Source organism: Streptomyces sp. NPDC051214, from assembly GCF_040682375.1.
Taxonomy (GTDB): domain Bacteria; phylum Actinomycetota; class Actinomycetes; order Streptomycetales; family Streptomycetaceae; genus Streptomyces.
This window is the reverse complement of the sequence record NZ_JBFBAT010000006.1, coordinates 135,512-153,975: the sequence shown is the minus strand read 5'-3', so window position 1 is coordinate 153,975 and position 18,464 is coordinate 135,512. Positions and strand designations below refer to the sequence as shown.

18 protein-coding genes are annotated in these 18,464 nt (G+C 71.1%); 8 read left to right on the top strand and 10 right to left on the bottom strand.

What is annotated here, in order from left to right:
- A complete protein-coding gene (locus AB0M70_RS17270; protein ID WP_365820816.1) occupies positions 1 to 2,829 on the bottom strand; it encodes a penicillin acylase family protein in 2,829 nt (942 codons plus the stop codon).
- Positions 2,830 to 3,067: 238 nt separating this feature from the next.
- On the opposite strand from AB0M70_RS17270, the gene AB0M70_RS17265 reads away from it, so the two are divergent.
- The gene (locus tag AB0M70_RS17265; RefSeq protein WP_365820815.1) at positions 3,068 to 3,676 is read left to right on the top strand and encodes a hypothetical protein; all 609 of its coding nucleotides are present in this window, start codon (positions 3,068 to 3,070) and stop codon (positions 3,674 to 3,676) included.
- Between the two features lie 33 nt (positions 3,677 to 3,709).
- Here the strand turns inward: AB0M70_RS17265 and AB0M70_RS17260 are convergent, their stop codons facing one another.
- The gene (locus AB0M70_RS17260) at positions 3,710 to 4,228 is read right to left on the bottom strand and encodes a hypothetical protein (RefSeq protein ID WP_365820814.1); all 519 of its coding nucleotides are present in this window, start codon (positions 4,226 to 4,228) and stop codon (positions 3,710 to 3,712) included.
- Between the two features lie 51 nt (positions 4,229 to 4,279).
- Here AB0M70_RS17260 and AB0M70_RS17255 point away from each other — a divergent pair, with 51 nt between their 5' ends.
- The gene (locus tag AB0M70_RS17255; protein WP_365820813.1) at positions 4,280 to 5,002 is read left to right on the top strand and encodes a 3-keto-5-aminohexanoate cleavage protein; all 723 of its coding nucleotides are present in this window, start codon (positions 4,280 to 4,282) and stop codon (positions 5,000 to 5,002) included.
- 58 nt (positions 5,003 to 5,060) lie between these two features.
- On the opposite strand, the gene AB0M70_RS17250 is transcribed toward AB0M70_RS17255, so the two are convergent.
- Complete coding sequence (locus AB0M70_RS17250; protein ID WP_365820812.1) at positions 5,061 to 5,651, bottom strand: XRE family transcriptional regulator; 591 nt, start codon at positions 5,649 to 5,651, stop codon at positions 5,061 to 5,063.
- 97 nt (positions 5,652 to 5,748) lie between these two features.
- On the opposite strand from AB0M70_RS17250, the gene AB0M70_RS17245 reads away from it, so the two are divergent.
- Both AB0M70_RS17245 and AB0M70_RS17240 read left to right on the top strand, forming a co-directional pair.
- Complete coding sequence (locus tag AB0M70_RS17245; protein WP_365820811.1) at positions 5,749 to 6,888, top strand: aryl-sulfate sulfotransferase; 1,140 nt, start codon at positions 5,749 to 5,751, stop codon at positions 6,886 to 6,888.
- Between the two features lie 4 nt (positions 6,889 to 6,892).
- Positions 6,893 to 8,227, top strand: coding sequence for a solute carrier family 23 protein (locus AB0M70_RS17240; protein WP_365820810.1), 1,335 nt, complete (start codon positions 6,893 to 6,895; stop codon positions 8,225 to 8,227).
- Here the strand turns inward: AB0M70_RS17240 and soxR are convergent.
- Positions 8,184 to 8,651 carry a redox-sensitive transcriptional activator SoxR gene (soxR, locus tag AB0M70_RS17235; protein WP_365820809.1) on the bottom strand — a complete coding sequence of 156 codons (468 nt, stop codon included), beginning with the start codon at positions 8,649 to 8,651 and terminating at the stop codon, positions 8,184 to 8,186. The genes AB0M70_RS17240 and soxR overlap by 44 nt on opposite strands.
- A gap of 116 nt (positions 8,652 to 8,767) precedes the next feature.
- On the opposite strand from soxR, the gene AB0M70_RS17230 reads away from it, so the two are divergent.
- Positions 8,768 to 9,232: a MaoC family dehydratase gene (locus AB0M70_RS17230; RefSeq protein ID WP_365820808.1), complete on the top strand. Its 465-nt coding sequence runs from the start codon at positions 8,768 to 8,770 to the stop codon at positions 9,230 to 9,232.
- Positions 9,233 to 9,247: 15 nt separating this feature from the next.
- Here the strand turns inward: AB0M70_RS17230 and AB0M70_RS17225 are convergent, their stop codons facing one another.
- The 3 genes from AB0M70_RS17225 to AB0M70_RS17215 form a co-directional block, all read right to left on the bottom strand.
- Entirely contained in the window at positions 9,248 to 9,880 is a 633-nt protein-coding gene (locus AB0M70_RS17225) for a TetR/AcrR family transcriptional regulator (protein ID WP_365820807.1), read from the bottom strand.
- Positions 9,881 to 9,949: 69 nt separating this feature from the next.
- Positions 9,950 to 10,246, bottom strand: a complete 297-nt coding sequence (locus tag AB0M70_RS17220) for a YiaA/YiaB family inner membrane protein (protein WP_365820806.1) — start codon at positions 10,244 to 10,246, stop codon at positions 9,950 to 9,952.
- Positions 10,247 to 10,306: 60 nt separating this feature from the next.
- Entirely contained in the window at positions 10,307 to 11,458 is a 1,152-nt protein-coding gene (locus AB0M70_RS17215; protein ID WP_365820805.1) for an acyl-CoA dehydrogenase family protein, read from the bottom strand.
- A gap of 84 nt (positions 11,459 to 11,542) precedes the next feature.
- Here AB0M70_RS17215 and AB0M70_RS17210 point away from each other — a divergent pair, with 84 nt between their 5' ends.
- The 3 genes from AB0M70_RS17210 to AB0M70_RS17200 are packed head-to-tail and all read left to right on the top strand — an operon-like array spanning position 11,543 to position 14,045.
- Complete coding sequence (locus AB0M70_RS17210; RefSeq protein WP_365820804.1) at positions 11,543 to 12,193, top strand: TetR/AcrR family transcriptional regulator; 651 nt, start codon at positions 11,543 to 11,545, stop codon at positions 12,191 to 12,193.
- A gap of 43 nt (positions 12,194 to 12,236) precedes the next feature.
- Positions 12,237 to 12,941 (top strand): winged helix-turn-helix domain-containing protein, encoded by a 705-nt coding sequence (locus tag AB0M70_RS17205; RefSeq protein ID WP_365820803.1) that lies wholly within the window; start codon positions 12,237 to 12,239, stop codon positions 12,939 to 12,941.
- 60 nt (positions 12,942 to 13,001) lie between these two features.
- On the top strand, positions 13,002 to 14,045 hold the full coding sequence (locus tag AB0M70_RS17200; protein WP_365820802.1) for an urea transporter: 1,044 nt from the start codon (positions 13,002 to 13,004) through the stop codon (positions 14,043 to 14,045).
- Here the strand turns inward: AB0M70_RS17200 and AB0M70_RS17195 are convergent.
- The 3 genes from AB0M70_RS17195 to AB0M70_RS17185 form a co-directional block, all read right to left on the bottom strand.
- Positions 14,011 to 15,375, bottom strand: coding sequence for an MFS transporter (locus AB0M70_RS17195; RefSeq protein ID WP_365820801.1), 1,365 nt, complete (start codon positions 15,373 to 15,375; stop codon positions 14,011 to 14,013). The genes AB0M70_RS17200 and AB0M70_RS17195 overlap by 35 nt on opposite strands.
- Positions 15,376 to 15,651: 276 nt before the next feature.
- Positions 15,652 to 16,734, bottom strand: a complete 1,083-nt coding sequence (locus tag AB0M70_RS17190) for a Zn-dependent alcohol dehydrogenase (RefSeq protein WP_365820800.1) — start codon at positions 16,732 to 16,734, stop codon at positions 15,652 to 15,654.
- A 35-nt stretch (positions 16,735 to 16,769) separates the two neighbouring features.
- Positions 16,770 to 18,158 carry an aldehyde dehydrogenase family protein gene (locus AB0M70_RS17185; protein WP_365820799.1) on the bottom strand — a complete coding sequence of 463 codons (1,389 nt, stop codon included), beginning with the start codon at positions 18,156 to 18,158 and terminating at the stop codon, positions 16,770 to 16,772.
- Positions 18,159 to 18,464 lie beyond the last annotated feature (306 nt).

Here is an 18,464-nt window from a genome sequence, read left to right as displayed (position 1 = left end):
TCAGCGGTGCTCGGGGAACTCGACGACCTGCTGGTAGGTGGGCCGGTTCTGCCACTGGACCGGCCCGTGCGTGATGCCGCCGAGCGCCCGGTGGATGATCGAGTCCGCACACCACTGCTCGCCCGGCTTGCAGCTGTCGTCGCCGGGATAGACCTCGGTCGCGGGCTTGGCTGCGGCCTGCGTCAGGGTGGCCAGGAGCGCGTCACGGCAGGCGTCCAGCTTCCCCTCGCCGCAGTACGCGTCGCCGAGCGCGCCTTCCACGGGCTGCCCGAGCACGGCCCGCAGATCCTTGTCCGCGTACCCCCACCAGCCGTACTGGAAGGCCGATCCGGCGTGCGCCCCGGTCGGGCCGTGCCCGGCCGACGGTGCCTCGTCGGTGCTCAGCTGCGCCGTGAGCGCCTCGTACAGCTCCTTGCCCAGGCCCGGCTTGAACTCCGCCTCGATCAGCAGGGGCCACCAGGCGTCCATGATGCGTACGGTGTCGGGGTGGGCGTAGGTCTTCGAGCCCGCCGCGGTCTGGTTGCGCTGCGACCCGGCCTTCTGCCATGCCTCCAACTGCTGCACGGTCTTGGCCTGTTGCGGGTCGGTGACGGGCTTGCTCCGCACCACCTTCAGGAGCTCGGGAAGCACCTGCTCGCCGCGCAGATCGGTGACCGCCGCCTCGGACATGGCCTGCGTCAGCTTGGCCCGGGTGACGCCGCCCTGCTCGGTGAGTTTCTTCACCCGTCCGTCGAGCAGGTCACCGCGGTGCACGGCGCTCACACCGAAGCCCGCCGTGCTGAAGTCCTTGGCCTGTTTGTTGTTCCAGGAGATGTAGTAGTCCTGGTTGACGGACTGCGGGTGCTGGGCCGACGGGGTCCGTGCCGATGTGTTGTCCTCCGGGTCGAAGTCCCGCCATTCGTAGGCCTTTTGAGCCTTGACGGGCAGGGCGGGGTCGATGTCCTTCGCGCGCTCGGGGTTGGCGCCGCTGTTGTAGTACGCGGTGTCGCGCGCGTCGGCGTAGAACCAGTTGAAGGCGTAGCTGATGTTCTCGGCGGCCTTCTTGAAGGTCGAGGCGTCCTTGACGTACGTCGGGTCGTTCAGCATCTGGAAGCCGATGATCGAGTCGGCCTCGTGGCGGTAGGTGGAGCGCAGCGAGACGTAGGCGACGGGCTTGCCCTCCACGCTCGCGCGGTGCGTCACGACGCCGTACTTCGTGCGGAACACCTGCATGCGGTAGGAGCCCGCGGCCGTGGAGTCGGCGAGGGTCGGCTTCCAGGCGTTCTTGCGCTCCAGCTTCTCCATGGGGGTGCAGGTGCCGTCGTGCAGATAGTGGGTGGACTGCTTGGTGGGGGCGCCGCCGCCCGGTTCGCAGAGCTCGACGGCGTACGTGTCGGTGATGTCCTGCCCGGCGGACGTGGCCGACCAGGCGTAGTCCTGGCCGCGCCCCAGCTGCACGTACATGCCGACGCCCGCGAAGGAGACGCCGCGCGCGCTGATGCCGGGGCCCTGGAGCTCCTGCTGCATGAGGAGCTGGGGGGCGAAGTAGCCGGTCTGCGGGCCGAAGACGGCGACCGGGTTTCCGCTCGCGGTGTGCTTCCCGGAGACGAGCAGAGCGTTCGACATGCCCTTCTTGTGGCCGTCCTGCCGGAACAGGTCGGCGGGCAGCACCCCGTCGTCGTACATCCCCCGGAGCGGCTCGAGCTTCTTGGGCGCCTTCACCGGGTCCTTGGGGGCCTTGCCCCCGGACGTGGGCCTTGCGCCGCCCTCGCGGTCGTACACGAGCTGCTCGCGCTCGACCGAACCGGCGTCGGGCATCGCGGTGCCGCGGGCGTTCTCGGGTTTGCCCGCGTACGGGAAGCTCGTGCCGTCGTGGAGGGTCTGCACGGCCTCGGGGTCGTTGCGGGCGCGGAAGGACTCCCAGACCTTCGTGCCCTTCTCGACGCCGTACTTCTCCTGGGACTTGAGGAGGGAGAGGGCCGCCTCGACCTCTCCGCCGCCGCCGTTGCCGAAGAGTCCGCCGACGACGGACGCGAGCGCGATCATGTCGGTGATCTTGAAGGGCTCTATCTCGCCGATGTTGGTGATCGCGTCGATCTTGCCGGTGAGGACGTACTCCCCGGGGAAGTAGCGGCCGTTCTTCGACTTCGTGCGATAGGCGTTGAGGCCGTCGATGTACGCCTGGGCGTCCTCCATGGCCTGCTTGCCGCGCTCGCCCTGCGTCGACCTGATGTACTCGACCTGCTTCTCCAGGTCCTTCTCCGTGTACGGGGCCTGCGGCCAGAACTGCTGCTCAAGGCCCTGGTTGGCGAGCGCGCCGCCCGCGAAGGAGGTCAGCTCGCCGCGGCCGATGTGCCGGAACAGGTCGATCAGCCAGAGCCGGTCCTGCCCGGCCGCGAAGCCCGCGCCGAACTCGGTGCCGTAGCGCGTGGAGCCCTTGATGTGCGGGATGCCGTACTTCTTGTCCCGGGTGATCGTCACGTCGTCGCGCGGCCTGGTGACGGAGGCGATCTGGCCATCGCGGACACCGAAGGACGCGTCGTTGAAGAATTCCGTCAGTTTGCCGTCGGTGAGTGACGGATAGCCGGAGGAGAGTGCGTCGTACGGACCCAATTGGTCATTGGCGTGCTTGGGCTGAGTTCCGAAGACGCGATGGGCGAGTATGTCGGCGAGCGTGGCGTTGCCGTTGGCGCCGGGCGGCAGCACGTCGGCACACTGCCCCTCGCAGTAATCGGTGACCGGTGGCGGCTCATCGGCCGCCGTCCCCGGCTGTGGTGAGAGGAGGGACGCGGCGAGCGCGAACGCCGCAGTGGCGGTGAGGGTTCTGAGCCGGACGATGCGTCGTCGCATGTGTGCTCCTCTGGGCTCCGCTTGTGCTCCTGTGGGGTGGAGTTGAGGCGGAGGCTACTGGCGGGTTGCCCAACCCGGAAGATGAACATGCGTCGCTTTTTCAACATGCTCACATAGCTCCAGCTCACCGCCGTCTTATGTCGTCCATCGAAAATCAGATGGAAGTCGAGGGAGCCGAATCGCAAGTCGATACGTCTACTCGGCAACGTCCGAGAACGTGCGACGGAGGTGCAGGGCGATGGCCGGATTCCGGAGTCTCGCGAGACAGGTGCGCGATCCGCTGAGCGATTTGGCACTGCGGCGGTATTCACTGCGCAAGTGCCTGGAGAGGTTCGCCCCTTACGGCCACCGGGCGACCTGGGATCATTTGTGCTCCCGGGCGGGCTTCGGGCCCGAGGACCGCTCACCCGACCCGGCGCGGCTGGTGGCCGCGCTCGACGAACTGGAGGCGGCGCGCGCGGTCTGGCTCGCCTACGAGCAGGACTTCGCGGAGCGCCGCCGCAAGGAGAAGCACGACGGTCTGCGCCGGCCGGGCAGCGTGGACGACTGGCACCGGTGCACCTGGGGCGGGTTCGGCGTCGCCTGGTGCGACGATCCCGGCATCCACCCCTCGGGACCGCTCGCCGAGGTGCTGCGGCGGCTGATCGCGGCGCTGGAGCGGGAGCCGGGCACGGTCTGCCCGGTGTGCGACCGCACCGACCTCGTCTGGACGCACGGCCTGGCGCACGAGCCCTCCGCGGGCGCCGTCTGCACGGGCTGCGGCATCGTCGTGCCGGCCCCGGTGCTCACGCCCGCCGCGATGGCGAGGGCACGGGCACGACGGACACGGCCGCTGGTCTCGGCATGAGGTGCGGCCGGAACGTGCGCGGGCGCAGGGCGGCTAGGGCGTCGCCACGTCCGTCTGTATGGCCAGCTTGAACTCGGCGAACAGGAGCGGCGCGGCGATCTTCACGTCGCCGGGGCCGCGCGCCGACATCTTCAGGCCGACCGGTGTCCGCGGGTGGACGAACATCTGCCACATGTGCGTCCGGTACTGCCCGCCCCTGGTGGGCGTCCAGTCGGTGGTGGCCGTCGAGTCGTAGCCGGTGGAGGCGCCGAACGGATCGCGCACGAAACGCGCGCGGTACTCGGTGGGCCGGTCGTCCGGCTCCCAGAAGATCATCGCCGACAGGGTGCCCCAGCCGTGATGGCTCGGCCAGATGAGCCCGGACCTGGCGTCCGGGAAACCTGACGGGCTGGTGGCGCCCTTGCCGGGGTCGTGCATGTGCCAGGGGTCGTACGACTCGTCGGTGCCCGTGTACGGAAAACGCACGAGGTGGTAACCGTCGCTGTCATAGGTGATCTTCTGCCGCCCCGAGCGCTCGGCACTCCACAGCAACGAGCAGATGGCTATACCCATCGGCCTTCCCCCTGTGAGTCGTCTGTGTGTCGTCGTCTGTGCTGTCCTGTGGTGATGCAGGTATGTCTGAACGGCGCCCGCGGCGCGGGCGATGGTGCGTTGATCCCCCTGTCGCCCGGGGCGATGGCCGAGTCCGCGGCGGCGGCCGTCGCGGCGGGCGCGCGGGACGTTCATGTTCACCCCAAGTCCCCCTGTGGGCAAGACACGTTGGCGCCACGTGCGGTTGCGGCCGCGCTGGAAGCGGTCCGTTCCGTGACCTCCGTACCGGTCGGGGTGACCACCGGTGCCTGGGCAGACCCCGACCCCGGCGAGCGGGTGGCGCACATCCGCGCGTGGACCGTGCTGCCCGACCACGCGTCGGTGAACTGGCACGAGCCCGGGGCGGAAGCGGTGGCCGAGGCACTGCTGGACCGGGGCGTGGGCGTGGAGGCCGGCATCTGGTCCGGCACGGACGGCACGGAACGCTTCATGGCGTCGGCGCTCGGCCCGCGCGTCCTGCGGGTCCTCGCGGAGGTCACGGACCCCGACCCCGGCACGGCCCGCGACTCGGCCCGCGCCCTCCTCGCCGTGATCGGCCGGGCCCACGGCCGCCCCGTCCTGCTGCACGGCGAGGAGGGCGGCACCTGGCCCGTACTGCGCCTCGCGGGCCGCCTGGGCCTCGCCACCCGCATCGGCCTGGAGGACACCTTGGTCCTGCCGGACGGCGAACGGGCGGAGTCGAACGCCCAGTTGGTGTCGGCGGCGCTCACGATGCTCGGCACGCCGTCGCGGTAAAGGGGTGCTGGCTGGACCCCGCGGTCGAGCGGTGCTCCCCCCGTGACCGGCGGCCGCGTCAGCGGCCCCTCTCGTCCGTGACGCGCACCCCGTCCGCGATCCCCACCACCAGCACCCGCGTCCCCTGCTCCAACGGGCGCCAGCGGTGCGGCAGTTCCGCCGCGCAGTACAGCGTGTCCCCGCGGTCCAGGCGGTACACGGAGCCGTCCGCCTCCACCTCCGCCGAGCCGTCGGCCACGTAGAGGATCTCGTCGTTGCGGTGGCGGTACTCGCGGCCCCAGTCGTGGTCCCCGGTGAACTCCAGTGCGTGCAGCCGCTGGTGGCCGCGGACCAGCGGACGCATCCGGGCCTCGCGGTCGCCCTCGCCCTCACCCACCGAAGCCGAGCCGCCGCGCACCACGTCCACCGGTTTCGGCGGGTCCGCCGAGGCGAGGAGCTGCACGGCCGTGGTGTCCAGGGCGTCGGCGATGCGCTGCAGGGACCCCATGCTGGGCCGGGAGCGGCCGTTCTCCACCTGGCTGAGGAAGGGTGCCGAGACCCCCGCCCGCGCCGCCACGTCCGCCAGCGTCAGGTCGAGCGCCCGGCGAAGCCTGCGGATGCCGGGACCGACCTGCGGGACCCCCGCCGCACTTTCCTCACTCGTACCCATGTCCCTCAGCCTATCCGGCGGGTTAACCTCTTCCGCACCACTTAAGAAAGTTAAGTAGGTGCGGTGGTGCGCACCTGACCGAGAGGACGGGATCTCCATGACCCGCGTGGACCAGAATCAGCGCCGCCGCCGCGGCACCGGCCTGATGGCCCTGGACGAAGAAGCCAGTTACGGCGGCTACACCCTCTTCGCCCCGCTCACCGGCAGCGGCGAGGTCTACCTCGTCGACGCCCACGGCGAGATCGCCCACCAGTGGAACCTCCCGCACCGCCCGGGACGCCACGCGCGGATCCTGCCGAACGGCAACCTCGCCTACAACGGCGTACTCCCCGACGAGCCCGCCCTGTTCCCCATGTGGCACAAGTACCGCGGCGGGATCATGCAGGAGATCGCCCCGGACGGCACGGTCCTGCGCGAGCACCGCGACCGCTTCCAGCACCACGACGCACACCACTACGGCGACGGGCGGCTCCTCTACACGGCACTCGAGCCCCTGACCGGCGAGGCCGCCGCGGCCGTACGCGGCGGTGTGCCCGGATCCGAGGCCGACGGCGGCACGATCTGGGCCGACACCATCGTCGAGGTGGACGCCGAGGGGAACACCACCTGGGAGTGGAAGGTCTCCGAGCACCTCGGACGCGCGGACTTCCCGCTCCACCCCGACTACGCCCGCGAGCACTACCCGCTGATCAACAGCGTCCTGCCGACGAGCGACGGCAACATCCTCGCCAGCTTCCGCTCGGTCTCCGCCGTCGTCGTCATATCCCGCGCCACGGGCGACATCATCTGGCGCTCGGAGCCCGGCGTCGTCTCCCAGCAGCACTGCCCCACCGAGCTGGAGAACGGCAACTTCCTCGTCTTCGACAACGGCGTCTTCCGGCCGCACTGGGACGTCCCGTTCAGCCGGGTCGTCGAGATCGAGCGCTCGAGCGGCAAGGTCGTCTGGGAGTACCACGACCCGGCCCGCGAGTCGTTCTTCGCGCCGTTCATGGGCAGCGCCCAGCGCCTGCCGAACGGCAACACCCTGGTCACCGACTCCCCCGCGGGCCGCCTCTTCGAGGTCACCGCGGACGGCTACCTCTGCTGGGAGTACGTCGTGCCGTTCTTCGGCGGCTACGAGGAGGAAGAGGTCCGCAAGCTCTTCCCGTCGGAGCCCAACGCCGTCTTCCGCGCCTATCGTTACGCCGCCTCGGAACTGCCCTGGCTCACCCCGGCTCCCGCACCAACGAAGGGCTGAGCCCGTGGTGGCCGCCGTCGACGAGCGCCTTCCGCTGCCGCGCCTCGCACCGCTCGCCCTCCAGCACCTCCTCGCCGGGATCGCCGCGCCCGTCTCCTCGGTGATCCTGATCGGCACGACGCTGCGGCTGACCACCGCTCAGACGGCCTCGCTGCTCAGCGCCACGCTGGTGCTGTGCGGCATCGGGGCGCTGCTCCAGTCCCTCGGGGTGCGGGCGCTGCGGGTCGGCGCCCGGCTGCCGTTCCTGATGCTGCCGGGCGGGGCGGCGGTGGCGATCTTCCTGCAGATCGGGAAGGAGTACGGGGCCGCGACGGCGTCCGGCTCCGTCCTGATCGCCGGGGTGTTCCTGATCTGCGTCCTGCCCTTCTACGGACGCGTGGTGCGCCTCTTCCCGCCCCTGGTGATGGGGACGACGGTCGTCCTCATCGGCATCAACATGATCAAGGTGACGGCCCCGATGGTGGCGTCGGGGCCGGGACCCGGCTTCGCGACGCTCGGCGTCATCGCGCTGCTCTTCCTCGTCCTGCGGGGCGTGTGGCGCCAGATGGCGGTGCTCTTCGGCCTCGTGGGCGGCACGGCCATCGCGCTGCTGCTCGGCACGGACATCCACCTCGCCTCCGGCGCCGCGTTCGCGCTGCCGGACCCCTTCCCGTACGGCGCCCCGCGCTTCGACCTGCTCGCGGCGATCCCGTTGCTGGTCTTCGCGCTCGCCTCGCTCGCCGAGGCCACCGGCCAGACCGTGCTCAACAGCGAGGCGGTTGGCCGCACCCCGGACGCGGGCCGGGACGTGCCGCGCATCGCCCGCGCCGACGCCCTCGTGTCGCTGGGCGCCGGTGTCTTCGGCACTTCCCTGATGGTGACGAGCGCCGAGAACATCGGCATCGTCCAACTGACCCGCGTACGCAGCAGGTTCGTCACGGCGGGCGCGGGCGTGCTGCTCGTCGTCTGCGGTCTGCTGACCCCGCTGACGCGCCTTCTCGCCGCCATCCCCGAGCCGGTGGTCGGCGCGGCGGGCCTGGTGATCTACGCGGTGATCGCCGTCCTCGGCTTCAGCATGCTGTCCCGGGTCGACCTCACGCACGGCACCGACAGCGTCGTGGTGGCTCTCGCCCTGGTCGTGGGGCTGCTGCCGGTGATGACCCCGAGCCTGTACGCGCCGCTGGCGCCCTGGGCGCACACCGTCTTCGGCAGCGGAGTGGCCGCGGGAGCGCTCGCCGCGGTGATCCTGAGCGTGACCTTCCGCCACCTGGGGCCGCGCGACCGCCCCGAAGGCACGCCCGAGGCCACGCCTGAAGTCACGACTGAGGCCGGCGCTCCGCCAACAGACGGGAGCCGGTGAGGCGTTCGCCGAAGACGTCGTCGGGGTTGGAGAGCACGCAGTTCTCCAGGGAGAGACAGCCGCAGCCGATGCAGTCGGTGAGGTGATCGCGCAGCCGCCCCAACTGCTTGATCCGCTCGTCCAGTTCGGAGCGCCAGTCCTCCGAGAGGCGTGCCCAGTCCTCGCGGGTCGGGGTGCGCTCCTCGGGGAGCGAGTCGAGCGCCTCGCGGATCGTGGCGAGCGGGATGCCCACGCGCTGGGCGGCGCGGACGAAGGCGACGCGGCGCAGCGCGTCACGGTGGTAGCGGCGCTGGTTGCCCGAGGTGCGGCGGCTGGTGATCAGGCCCTTGGTCTCGTAGAAGTGCAGGGCGGAGACGGCGGCGCCGCTGCGGGCCGAGAGCTGGCCGACCGTGAGCTCGTGGATCTTCTCTGGGATCTGGGGCACCCCTCCAACCCTAATGGCAGATCCGCCGGCCCCGATGCCCGGTCCGTTGACACACGTCACCACACGCAGCATGCTGAGCAACCGCTTAGTTCGTAATTTTTGAGGAGGCCAGGGACATGGCAGAGCCGAGGATCTTCGCGTCGGCCGACGACCTGCGCGCCGGGGTCGGCGAGCAGCTCGGGCACAGCGAGTGGCTGGAGGTCGACCAGAAGCGGATCGACCTGTTCGCCGAAGCCACGGGCGACCACCAGTGGATCCACGTGGACGCGGAGAAGGCGGCGCAGGGCCCGTTCGGGACGACCATCGCGCACGGCTATCTGACGCTGTCGCTGCTGCCGAGCCTGGTGCCGGAGGTCATGTGCGTCGAGGGCATGAAGATGGGCGTCAACTACGGCACCAACAAGGTGCGCTTCCCCTCGCCGGTGCCCTCGGGCTCCCGGGTGCGGGCGACCGCCGTGCTCAAGGAGGTCGAGCCGACCAAGGACGGCGGCGTCCAGGTCACCGCCGTGGTCACCGTCGAGCGCGAGGGCAGCGAGAAGCCCGCCTGCGTCGCGGAGTCGGTCTCCCGCTACTACTTCTGAGCCGGGCCGAGGGGCTCAGGGGGCCTGCTTCTTGGCCCCCACCATCCGCAGCACGAGGTCGGCGTAGAGCGCGCCGACCTCGTCGGGCGTCCGGGTGCCCGCGACGTTGAACCAGCGGGCCACGTCGATGCAGAGCGAGAGCACGGCGAGGGTGGTGCCCGGCACGTCGGGGACGTCGAACTCCCCGTCCCGCACCCCGTCGTTGATCATGTCCCGCACGGCGGCGTCGGACTGGCGGCGCAGCGCGACGATCTCCGTGCGGTGCTCCTCGCCGAGCGCGTCCAGCTCGTACTGGACCACGCGGGCGGTGGTGTGATGGTCGGCGTGCCAGCGCACGAAGGACCGTACGGCGTCGGCGAGCCGCTCCGCCGCGCCGCCCGGACCGTCGGCCGCGCTGCGCAGGACCCGCAGGGCCTTGTCGTGGCCGATCCGGCTGATGCGGTGAAGCAGCTCTTCCTTGGTCTTGTAGTGGATGTAGAGCGCGGCCGGGCTCATGCCGGCGCGGCCCGCGATGTCCCGGGTCGTCGTCGCGTGGTACCCACGCTCGGCGAAGGCCTCGACGGCGGCGATCAGCAGCCGCCGCGCCGCATCCGGCGTGACCTCGCCCCATGGCAGGTCATCGCCCTCGGTCTGCTCCGCCGTGCTCATCGCCCACTCCTTCCGCCGGTCGGGAGGGACACCATACCCCTGACGGTGAGCAAGCGCTTAGGACGCCGGTCAGGCCACCGGCTTGAACGGGTCGTGTTCGGCGAGAATCTTCTCCAGACGGGCCTGGTCGACGCGGCTGACGAGCTGGTCCGCCTCCTGCCGGTCCCTGATCACCTTGGCGAGGGTGAACGCCGAGGTCGTCAGGTACAGGACGGAGACGGCGAGGAAGGCGCGGATCCAGCCGCTGACGTCGAGGCTGTAGACCCCGATCGCCACGGCGCCGATCGCCACGGCGAACGACGCGATGGCCTGACCGTAGTAGGCGGTGCTGTTCTGCTGCTTGACCGGTGCCGGTGTCTCACTCATGGTCAGAGCTTCGCCCGGGAGCAGCCGCGCCACATCCGCTCCCGTACTCAGGTCACGTACTCAGAAGGCCGAGATCCCGGTGAGCGCCCGTCCGATGACCAGCTTCTGGATCTGGCTCGTGCCCTCGTAGAGCGTCATCACGCGCGCGTCGCGCAGCAGCTTGCCCGCGGGGTACTCGTCGATGTAGCCGTACCCGCCGAAGACCTGGAGGGCGTTGTTGGCGGCGCGCACCGCGGCCTCGGATGCAAACAGCTTGGCCTTGGAGGACTCCGTGGCGAAGGGCTGCCCGCGGTCGATGAGGTCGGCGACCCGCCAGGTCAGCAGGCGCGCGGCGTCCACGTCCACCGCGATGTCGCTGATCAGCTCCTGCACCAGCTGGTGTCCCGCGATGGGCTTGCCGAACTGTTCGCGCTCGGTCGCGTACGACACGGCCGCGTCCAGGGCGGCCTGGGCGATGCCCACGCACCCGGCGGCGACCGACATCCGCCCCTTGGCGAGCGCCGACATGGCCACCGAGAAGCCCTTGCCCTCGGGCGCCATCATGGCCGACGCCGGGACGCGGACGTCTTCAAGGACCAGCTCGGCGGTGGCCTGGCCGCGCAGCCCGAGCTTGCCGTGGATGGTGCGGCGGCTGAGGCCCGGGGTGTCGGTCGGCACCAGGAACGCGGAGACGCCCTTGTGCCCGGGTGCGTCGCCCGTCCGCGCGAAGAGCAGCACGACGTCGGCCCAGGTGCCGTTCGTGATGAACATCTTGGAGCCGTTGATGACGTAGTCGCCGCCGTCGCGCACGGCCTTCGTCGAGAGGTTCCCCGCGTCGGACCCGGTGCCCGGCTCGGTGAGCCCGAAGCACCCGACGAGCTCACCGGAGGTGAGGCCCGGCAGCCACTGGCGCTTCTGCTCCTCGCTCCCCCAGTACGCGATGGTCTTGGCCACCAGGCCGAGGGAGACCGACACGATGCCGCGCACGGACGAGTCGCCGCGCCCCAGCTCCTCGGTCACCAGGCAGTAGGCGAGGTGGTCGCCGCCCGAGCCGCCGTACTCCTCGTCGACGGTGAGCCCGAGGAAGCCGACCTCGCCGAGCTTCTTCACGATCGAGCGGTCGACGCTCTCGGCGCGGTCCCACTCGATCACGTGCGGGGCGATCTCACGGGCGACGAAGTCCTTCGCCAGCTGCCGGACGGCGGACTGCTCCTCGCTGAGCTCCAGGTTCATCGGGGGCACCTCTTCGGATCGACGCGTGGGACCAGATTTAAATTAGCACTGCTAGTTTCTTGCGGCAGCCCTACTATGTGCCGCATGGCCCGACCGCGCAAGCCCCTCCTCAGCAGAGATCGCATCGTCGAGACGGCGCGCGCGCTCGTGGACGCCGAGGGCCTCGCCGCCGTCTCGACACGTCGCCTCGCCGCCGAGCTCGGGGTCAGCGGACCCTCGCTCTACAACCACTTCCGCACGAAGGACGAGATCCTGGAGGCGGTCGCGGACTCGGTGAGCGCACAGGTCGACCTGTCGATGTTCGAGGCCGCCGACGCGCGCGACTGGCGGACGGCGCTGCACGACTGGGCCGTCTCGTACCGCGCGGCGCTCACCCTGCACCCCAACATCGTTCCGGTGCTCGCGAGCGGCCCCGGCCGCCGCCCGGCCGGGCTGCGCCTCGCGGACGCGGTGTTCGGGGCGATGGTCGACGCGGGCTGGCCCGCCGCGCAGGCCACGTCGATCGGCGCGCTGATGCGCTACTTCATCATGGGTTCGGCGCTCGGCTCCTTCGCCGGCGGCTTCGTGGACGACGCGACCGCGTACGACCCGGCCGACTATCCGCACCTGGGCCAGGCCCACCTCCTCGCCGACCGCCAGCAGGAGATCGACGAGCGTGCCTTCGAGACGGGCCTGCGGGCGCTGCTCGACGGGCTGGCGCTGCAGTACGCACAGGTGGCGGCGCCCGCCGTCTGACCGTTCGGCGCCGGCCGAACGGTCCCCGGCGCATCCTTGAGCCATGACCGACCCCGCCACCCGTCACCTCGCCGCGCTCGCCGGGCTCATCGCCGACGAGACGCGCGCCGCCTGTCTGCTCGCCCTGCTCGACGGCCGGGCCTGGACCGCCGGTGAGCTGGCGCGGCACGCGGGGGTCGCCGCCTCCACGCTGAGCGAGCACCTGGGAAAGCTCGTCGCGGGCGGCCTGCTCGCCGAGGAGCGGCAGGGACGCCACCGCTACGTCCGCGTCGCCGACGCGCGCGCGGCGCAGCTGATCGAGGACCTGACGGCGTACGCGCGGCCGGGCGGGGCCGTCGTCCGGCCGCCGCGCACGCTGCGGGAGTCCGGTGCGAGCGAGGCGATGGCGCGCGGACGCACCTGTTACGACCATCTCGCGGGCCACCTGGGAATCACGATCACCCGGGCGATGACGGACCGCGGCCTGCTGCTTCAGGACACGGGCTTCGCCCTGGCCGACGCAGGACTCGACTGGTTCGGCGAGTTGGGGATCGGCCTGGAGCGCACCGGCAGGCGCCCGCTGGCCCGCGCCTGCGTCGACTGGACGGAACGCAGGCCGCACCTGGCGGGGGTCGCGGGCGCGGCGCTGTGCCGCCATGCGCTGGACGCCGGTTGGTGCGTGCGGATCGGTTCGGAGCGGGCGGTCAAGGTGACACCGGCGGGAGCGCGGGCGCTGGAGACGCACCTCGGTATCGCCGTACCCCACTAGGTAGATGTAAAGTGCACCTGCCTTGTCGGGGGAAACATGGACGTAACACGGGAGTGAGCCGTGCGGCACTCAACGGATGCCAAGAGCCTGCCACTTCGGGCCCTGCCCTTCGCCGCCCACGTCCTGCGCGGCCAGGCGCAGGTCACGTTCCTGCCCAGCGCTGCGGCGGGCGCGGTCTTCTGCGTGGCGCTCTTCGCGGCGGGATGGCAGTACGGCCTCTACGGGCTCGCGGGCACGGCCGTCGGCACGGGGACGGCGCGGCTCCTCGGGGCGGCGCACGACCGCGTCTCGACGGGGCTCGAAGGCTTCAACGCCTGCCTGACCGCGCTGTGTTTCGCGGTGTTCCTCGGGGCCGGGCACCTGTCCACGGCCGTACTCGCCCTCGCGGGCTGCGTGGTGGTCACGGTGGTGACGGCGGCGGCCGTGAACCTCCACGCCGTCTGGGACCTGCCCTCGCTCACCCTCCCGTACTGCCTGCTCGCGAGCGTGACGACGATGGCGGCGCCCGGCTTCGAGCGGGTCTGGCACCACCGGGTCGACCCGGCGGCGCTCACGCAGGCGGCGAGTGGTCCCACGGCGCTCCGGCTCGTCGATCTGACGCGCGGCTTCTTCGCGGGGTTCGCCCAGATCTTCTTCATGCCGCAGTGGTACGTCGGCGCGATCCTGCTCGTGGGTCTCTTCGTCGCGAGCCGTCGCGCGGGGGCCGTGGCCTGCCTCGGCAGCCTGACCGGCATCGGCACGGCGGTCGCGCTCGGGGCGCCGACCGCGCGGATCGCCGACGGCACGATGGGATACAATGCGGTGCTCGTGGCGCTCGCGCTGTGCGGCGTCTTCCTGCCCGCCCGGGGCGTGACGCTCGCCTACGCGCTCATCGGCGCCGCCACGGCGACCCTCGCGGGTTCGGCGATGACGGCGCTCCTCGCGCCGTCCGGCGGGCACGCGTTCACCTGGCCGTTCGTGCTGACGACTCTCGCGTTCCTGGCCGCCGCCAAGTCCTTCTCGCGCCTCGGTGGACCGGTTGCGGCGCCGTCGGCGAAGACGGCGCCGCAACCGGCCACGAGTGCCTCCGTCAGCGGGAACTCGCCCGCCCCGCAAGCACCTTGATGGAGATCAGGGCGATCACCGCGAGGCCGATGATGTACGCGGAGACGGCCATCGAGGTGCCCGTCGCCTCCAGGAGCAGCACCATCACGAAGGGCGCGAGCCCGCCGCCGAACACGGCCGCGATCTGGTAGCCGAGCGAGGCTCCCGTGTAGCGCATCTCGGCGGTGAAAAGCTCCGCGAACAGCGCGGCCTGCGGCCCGTACATGATGCTGAGGAAACAGCTGGTGACGAAGGTGCCGACGGCCAGCCACAGCAGCGAACCGGTGTCGATGAGCAGGAACATCGGCACCGCCCAGACCGCGAGCCCGGCGGCACCGATGGCGTAGATCCGCAGCCGCCCGATGCGGTCGGAGAGCGCGGCGGAGGCCGGGATCAGGGCGAGTTGGGTGAGGCTCACGCAGAGCGAGACGGTCAGGACCGCGCTGCGCTTCATGTCGAGTTCGCGGGTGGTGTAGTCGAGGACGCCGGTGATGATGATGTAGAAGGTCGCGGTGTTCACCGCGAACGATCCGCCCGCCAGGAAGACCGTGCCGAGGTGGTGGCGCAGGATCGTCCGCAGGGGCGAGTTGCCCCCTTCGCCGCCCGCGCCCTTCTGGGCCTTCTCCTTCTCCGCGAGGGCCTTCTCCGCCTCACGGAACTCCGGGGTCTCCTCCACGCGCGTGTGGATGTACCAGGCGAGCACGAGGACGAGGAGCCCGACCATGAAGGGCACCCGCCATCCCCATGCCTCGAAGGTGCTCTCGCTGGTGACGGCACCGGCGATCAGGAAGACCGTGTTGGCGGTCACCACGCCGATGGGGACGCCCAGTTGGACCAGGCTGCCGTAGAGGCCGCGCTTGCCCTCGGGGGCGTACTCGGTGGCCATCAGCATCGCGCCGCCCCACTGCGCGCCGACCGCGATGCCCTGGAACACGCGGAGGGTGACGAGGAGGATCGGCGCGGCGATGCCGACGGTGTCGTATGTGGGGAGCAGGCCGATGCCCGTGGTGGACAGGCCCATCAGGGTCAGGGCGAGGACCAGCATGGGCTTGCGGCCACGCTTGTCGCCGAGGTGGCCGGCGATGATGCCGCCGATGGGGCGGGCCAGGAAGCCGACGGCGAAGGTGGCGAACGCGGCGAGGACACCGGCGGAGGAACTGCCGGAGGGGAAGTACAGGTCGCCGAGGACGAGGGCGGCGGCGATGCCGAAGACGAAGTAGTCGTACCACTCGACGGCCGAGGCGAGGGCGGCCGCGGTGGCCACCTTGCGGCGGTGGGGATCCGCCGGGCTTTCGGTCTGAGCGGATGGGGGGTGGGGGGTCGCCGTGGGGGCGGACGGTGCGGGGTCCATGCGGTGCACACTCCGGTGGGTCCGGGGACGGGACGGGGGGTGGGCGTGTGATTGCAGGGACCGTACCGACCGGTGGGTATGTGGTCAACGGTTTTCACGGGCGCGGGGGCCTCGCGTGCCGTCATCACCGGCTTCGCGGAGTTCGTCCTCAAACGCCGGACGGGCTGATCTTGCAGCCCGTCCGGCGCTTGAGGACATCTTGCAGGGGGTCCAGGGGGCCGAGCCCCATGGTTTCGGGAAGGGGCGGGATGGGGGAAAGTCCCGCAGGGACCGCCCCTAGAACACCACCAGCGCCCGGCCCCCCTTCCCCGCGACCATGTTCTCGAAGGCCGCCGGGATGCCGTCCAGGGCGATCCGGTCCGTCACCAGACCGCTCAGGTCGAAGCGGCCCGCACGGATGTGATCGGCCAGGACCGGCAGATCCACCGCCGGGTCGGAGTTCCCGTACACGCACCCGGAAAGCGTCCGCCCCCAGTGGAAGATCTCCAGGGCGTTGAAGCTGACCTGCTGGTCCTTGCCGCCGATGCCGACCACCGTCGTACGCCCGCCGCGCCGCGTGGACTCCCAGGCCGTACGGATCGTCACCGCGCGGCCCACGCACTCCACAGCCACGTCCACGCCCTGTCCGCCGGTCAGCTTGCGAATGTCCTTGGCTGTCTTCTCGGAGGCGACGACGTACTCCGTCGCTCCGGCCGACCGCGCCAACTCCTCCTTCTCCGGGGACACATCGACGGCGATGATCCGCGAGGCACCGGCGATCCGTGCCGCCTGGAGCGTGGCGAGGCCCACGCCGCCGACGCCGAAGACCGCCACCGTCTCGCCCTCGCGCACCTTCGCGGAGTGGTGCACGGCGCCGTAGCCGGTGAGCACGGCGCAGCCGAGGAGGGCGGCGTCCGTCAGCGGGACGCCGTCCGGGGCGGGCAGCACGCAGGTGCCCGCCACCACCGTCTCCTCGGCGAACGCAGCGACGTTCAGGCCCGGGTGCAGGTCGGCGCCGTCCGAGGAACGCCGGGCGTACACGTCGGCCGCACCGGCAAGCGCGTTCACGCACAGCCACACCTCGCCGAGCGAGCAGGGGTGACAACTGCCGCAAGAGGGCGCCCAGTTGAGGACGACCCCGTCACCGGGGGCGACATGCGTGACACCCTCCCCCACGGAAACGACCGTCCCCGCGCCCTCGTGTCCGAGCACGGCGGGCACGGGCACCCGCATCGTGCCGTTGGTCAGGGACAGGTCGGAGTGGCAGACCCCGGCGGCGGCGAGGCGCACCCGCACCTGGCCTGGACCCGGCTCGGGCAGGTCGATCTCGGTGATCTCCAGCGGAGAACCGACGGCGGGCAGAACGGCGGCGCGGACCACGGTGACGTACTCCTTGAAAGGCGGGCGGGAAGGGATCAGAACTGGAGGGACTTCGTCTGGAGGTACTCGGCGAGCCCGTGCGGGCCCAGCTCGCGCCCCACTCCCGACTGCTTGTAACCGCCGAACGGGGCGAGGGGGTTGAAGCTGCCGCCGTTGATGTCGACCTGGCCCGTGTCCATGCGGCGGGCGAAGGCGACCGCCTCCGCGTCGTCGGCCGCCCAGACCGCGCCGGCGAGCCCGTACACGGTGCCGTTGGCGATGCGCAGGGCCTCGTCCTCGTCCGCGTACCGGATGATCGAGACGACCGGGCCGAAGATCTCCTCCTGGGCGATCGTCATGTCCGGGGTGACGTCGGCGAAGACCGTCGGCTGGACGAAGTAGCCCTGCTCGCGCGGTGCTTCGGAGCCGCCGGCCACCACGCGGGCGCCTTCCTCGACGCCCTTGTCGATGTAACCGCGCACGCGCGCCTGCTGCTTGGCGTTGACGACGGGGCCGATGCGCGAGCCGTACTTGACCGCGGCGGCCGACGCGAGCGCGACCGCCTCGTCGTACCGCTCCGCGTCCACCAGCATGCGGGTCCACGCGCTGCACGTCTGGCCCGAGTTGGACATGACGTTCGCGACGCCGACGTTGACGGCCTTGGCCAGGTCGGCGCTGGGCAGGATGACGTTGGCGGACTTGCCGCCGAGCTCCAGGGCGACACGCTTGACGGCCGCGCCCGCGGTCGCGCCGATCTGCTTGCCGACCGCCGTCGAGCCGGTGAAGGAGACCAGGTCGACGTCCTCGTGCTCGGCGAGCGCCTGTCCGGCGACCGGGCCGAGCCCGGTGACCAGGTTGAAGACACCGGCGGGGATGCCCGCCTCGTGCGCGGCCTCGGCGAAGAGCTGGGCGGTGAGCGGGGTGTCCTCGGCGGGCTTCAGGACCACCGTGCAGCCCGCGGCGAGCGCGGGGGCGACCTTGTTGACGATCTGGTGGAGGGGGTAGTTCCAGGGGGTGATCGCGCCGACCACGCCGACCGGCTCCATATAGACCGTGGAGTTGCCGATCTTCTCCTCGAAGGCGTACGTCGCGGCGAGCTCGGCATAGGAGCCGGAGACCAGGATCGGTACGCCCGCGTGCACCATCTGCGAGAACGGGAGCGGGGAGCCGAGCTCCGCCGTCACCGTCTCGGCGATCTCGTCCTTGCGGGCGACCAGCTGGTCGCGGAGCGCGCCGATGAGCGCGCCGCGCTCGGCGGGCGGGGTCGCGGCCCAGGCGGGGAAGGCCTCGCGGGCGGCGCGCACCGCGGCGTCGATGTCCTGCGCCGTGCCTGCCGGAATCTGGCCGATCGGCTGCTCGTCGGCCGGGTTCAGGACCGTGATCGTGTCCGTACCGACGGCGGGCCGCCAGGCGCCGCCGATGTACATGCCGTCGTGGGCCTTCATCGCACTCCTCAGGTAGTCGTCCGCACCCCAAACTAGCGCTGATAGTTTTTTGGCACCAGGGGCGCCGGAAAGGCGTCGGAGCCGGGGACATTCACCCCGGTTCGACACCTACCCCCCAGGCGTACCTCCGACGTTCCGTTTCATGTACGTGACAGACACATGTCAAGTCGCCAACTCCCTTGATCTACGCCTGTAGAGCCGACATTCTGCTGAGCGCGCCGGGAGCGGAACGCACCGCTCCCGGCTGTGTGTGCGATCACGCACACGCCCCCACAGTTGCGCCGCCCGACCCCAGGGCGAGCGCCG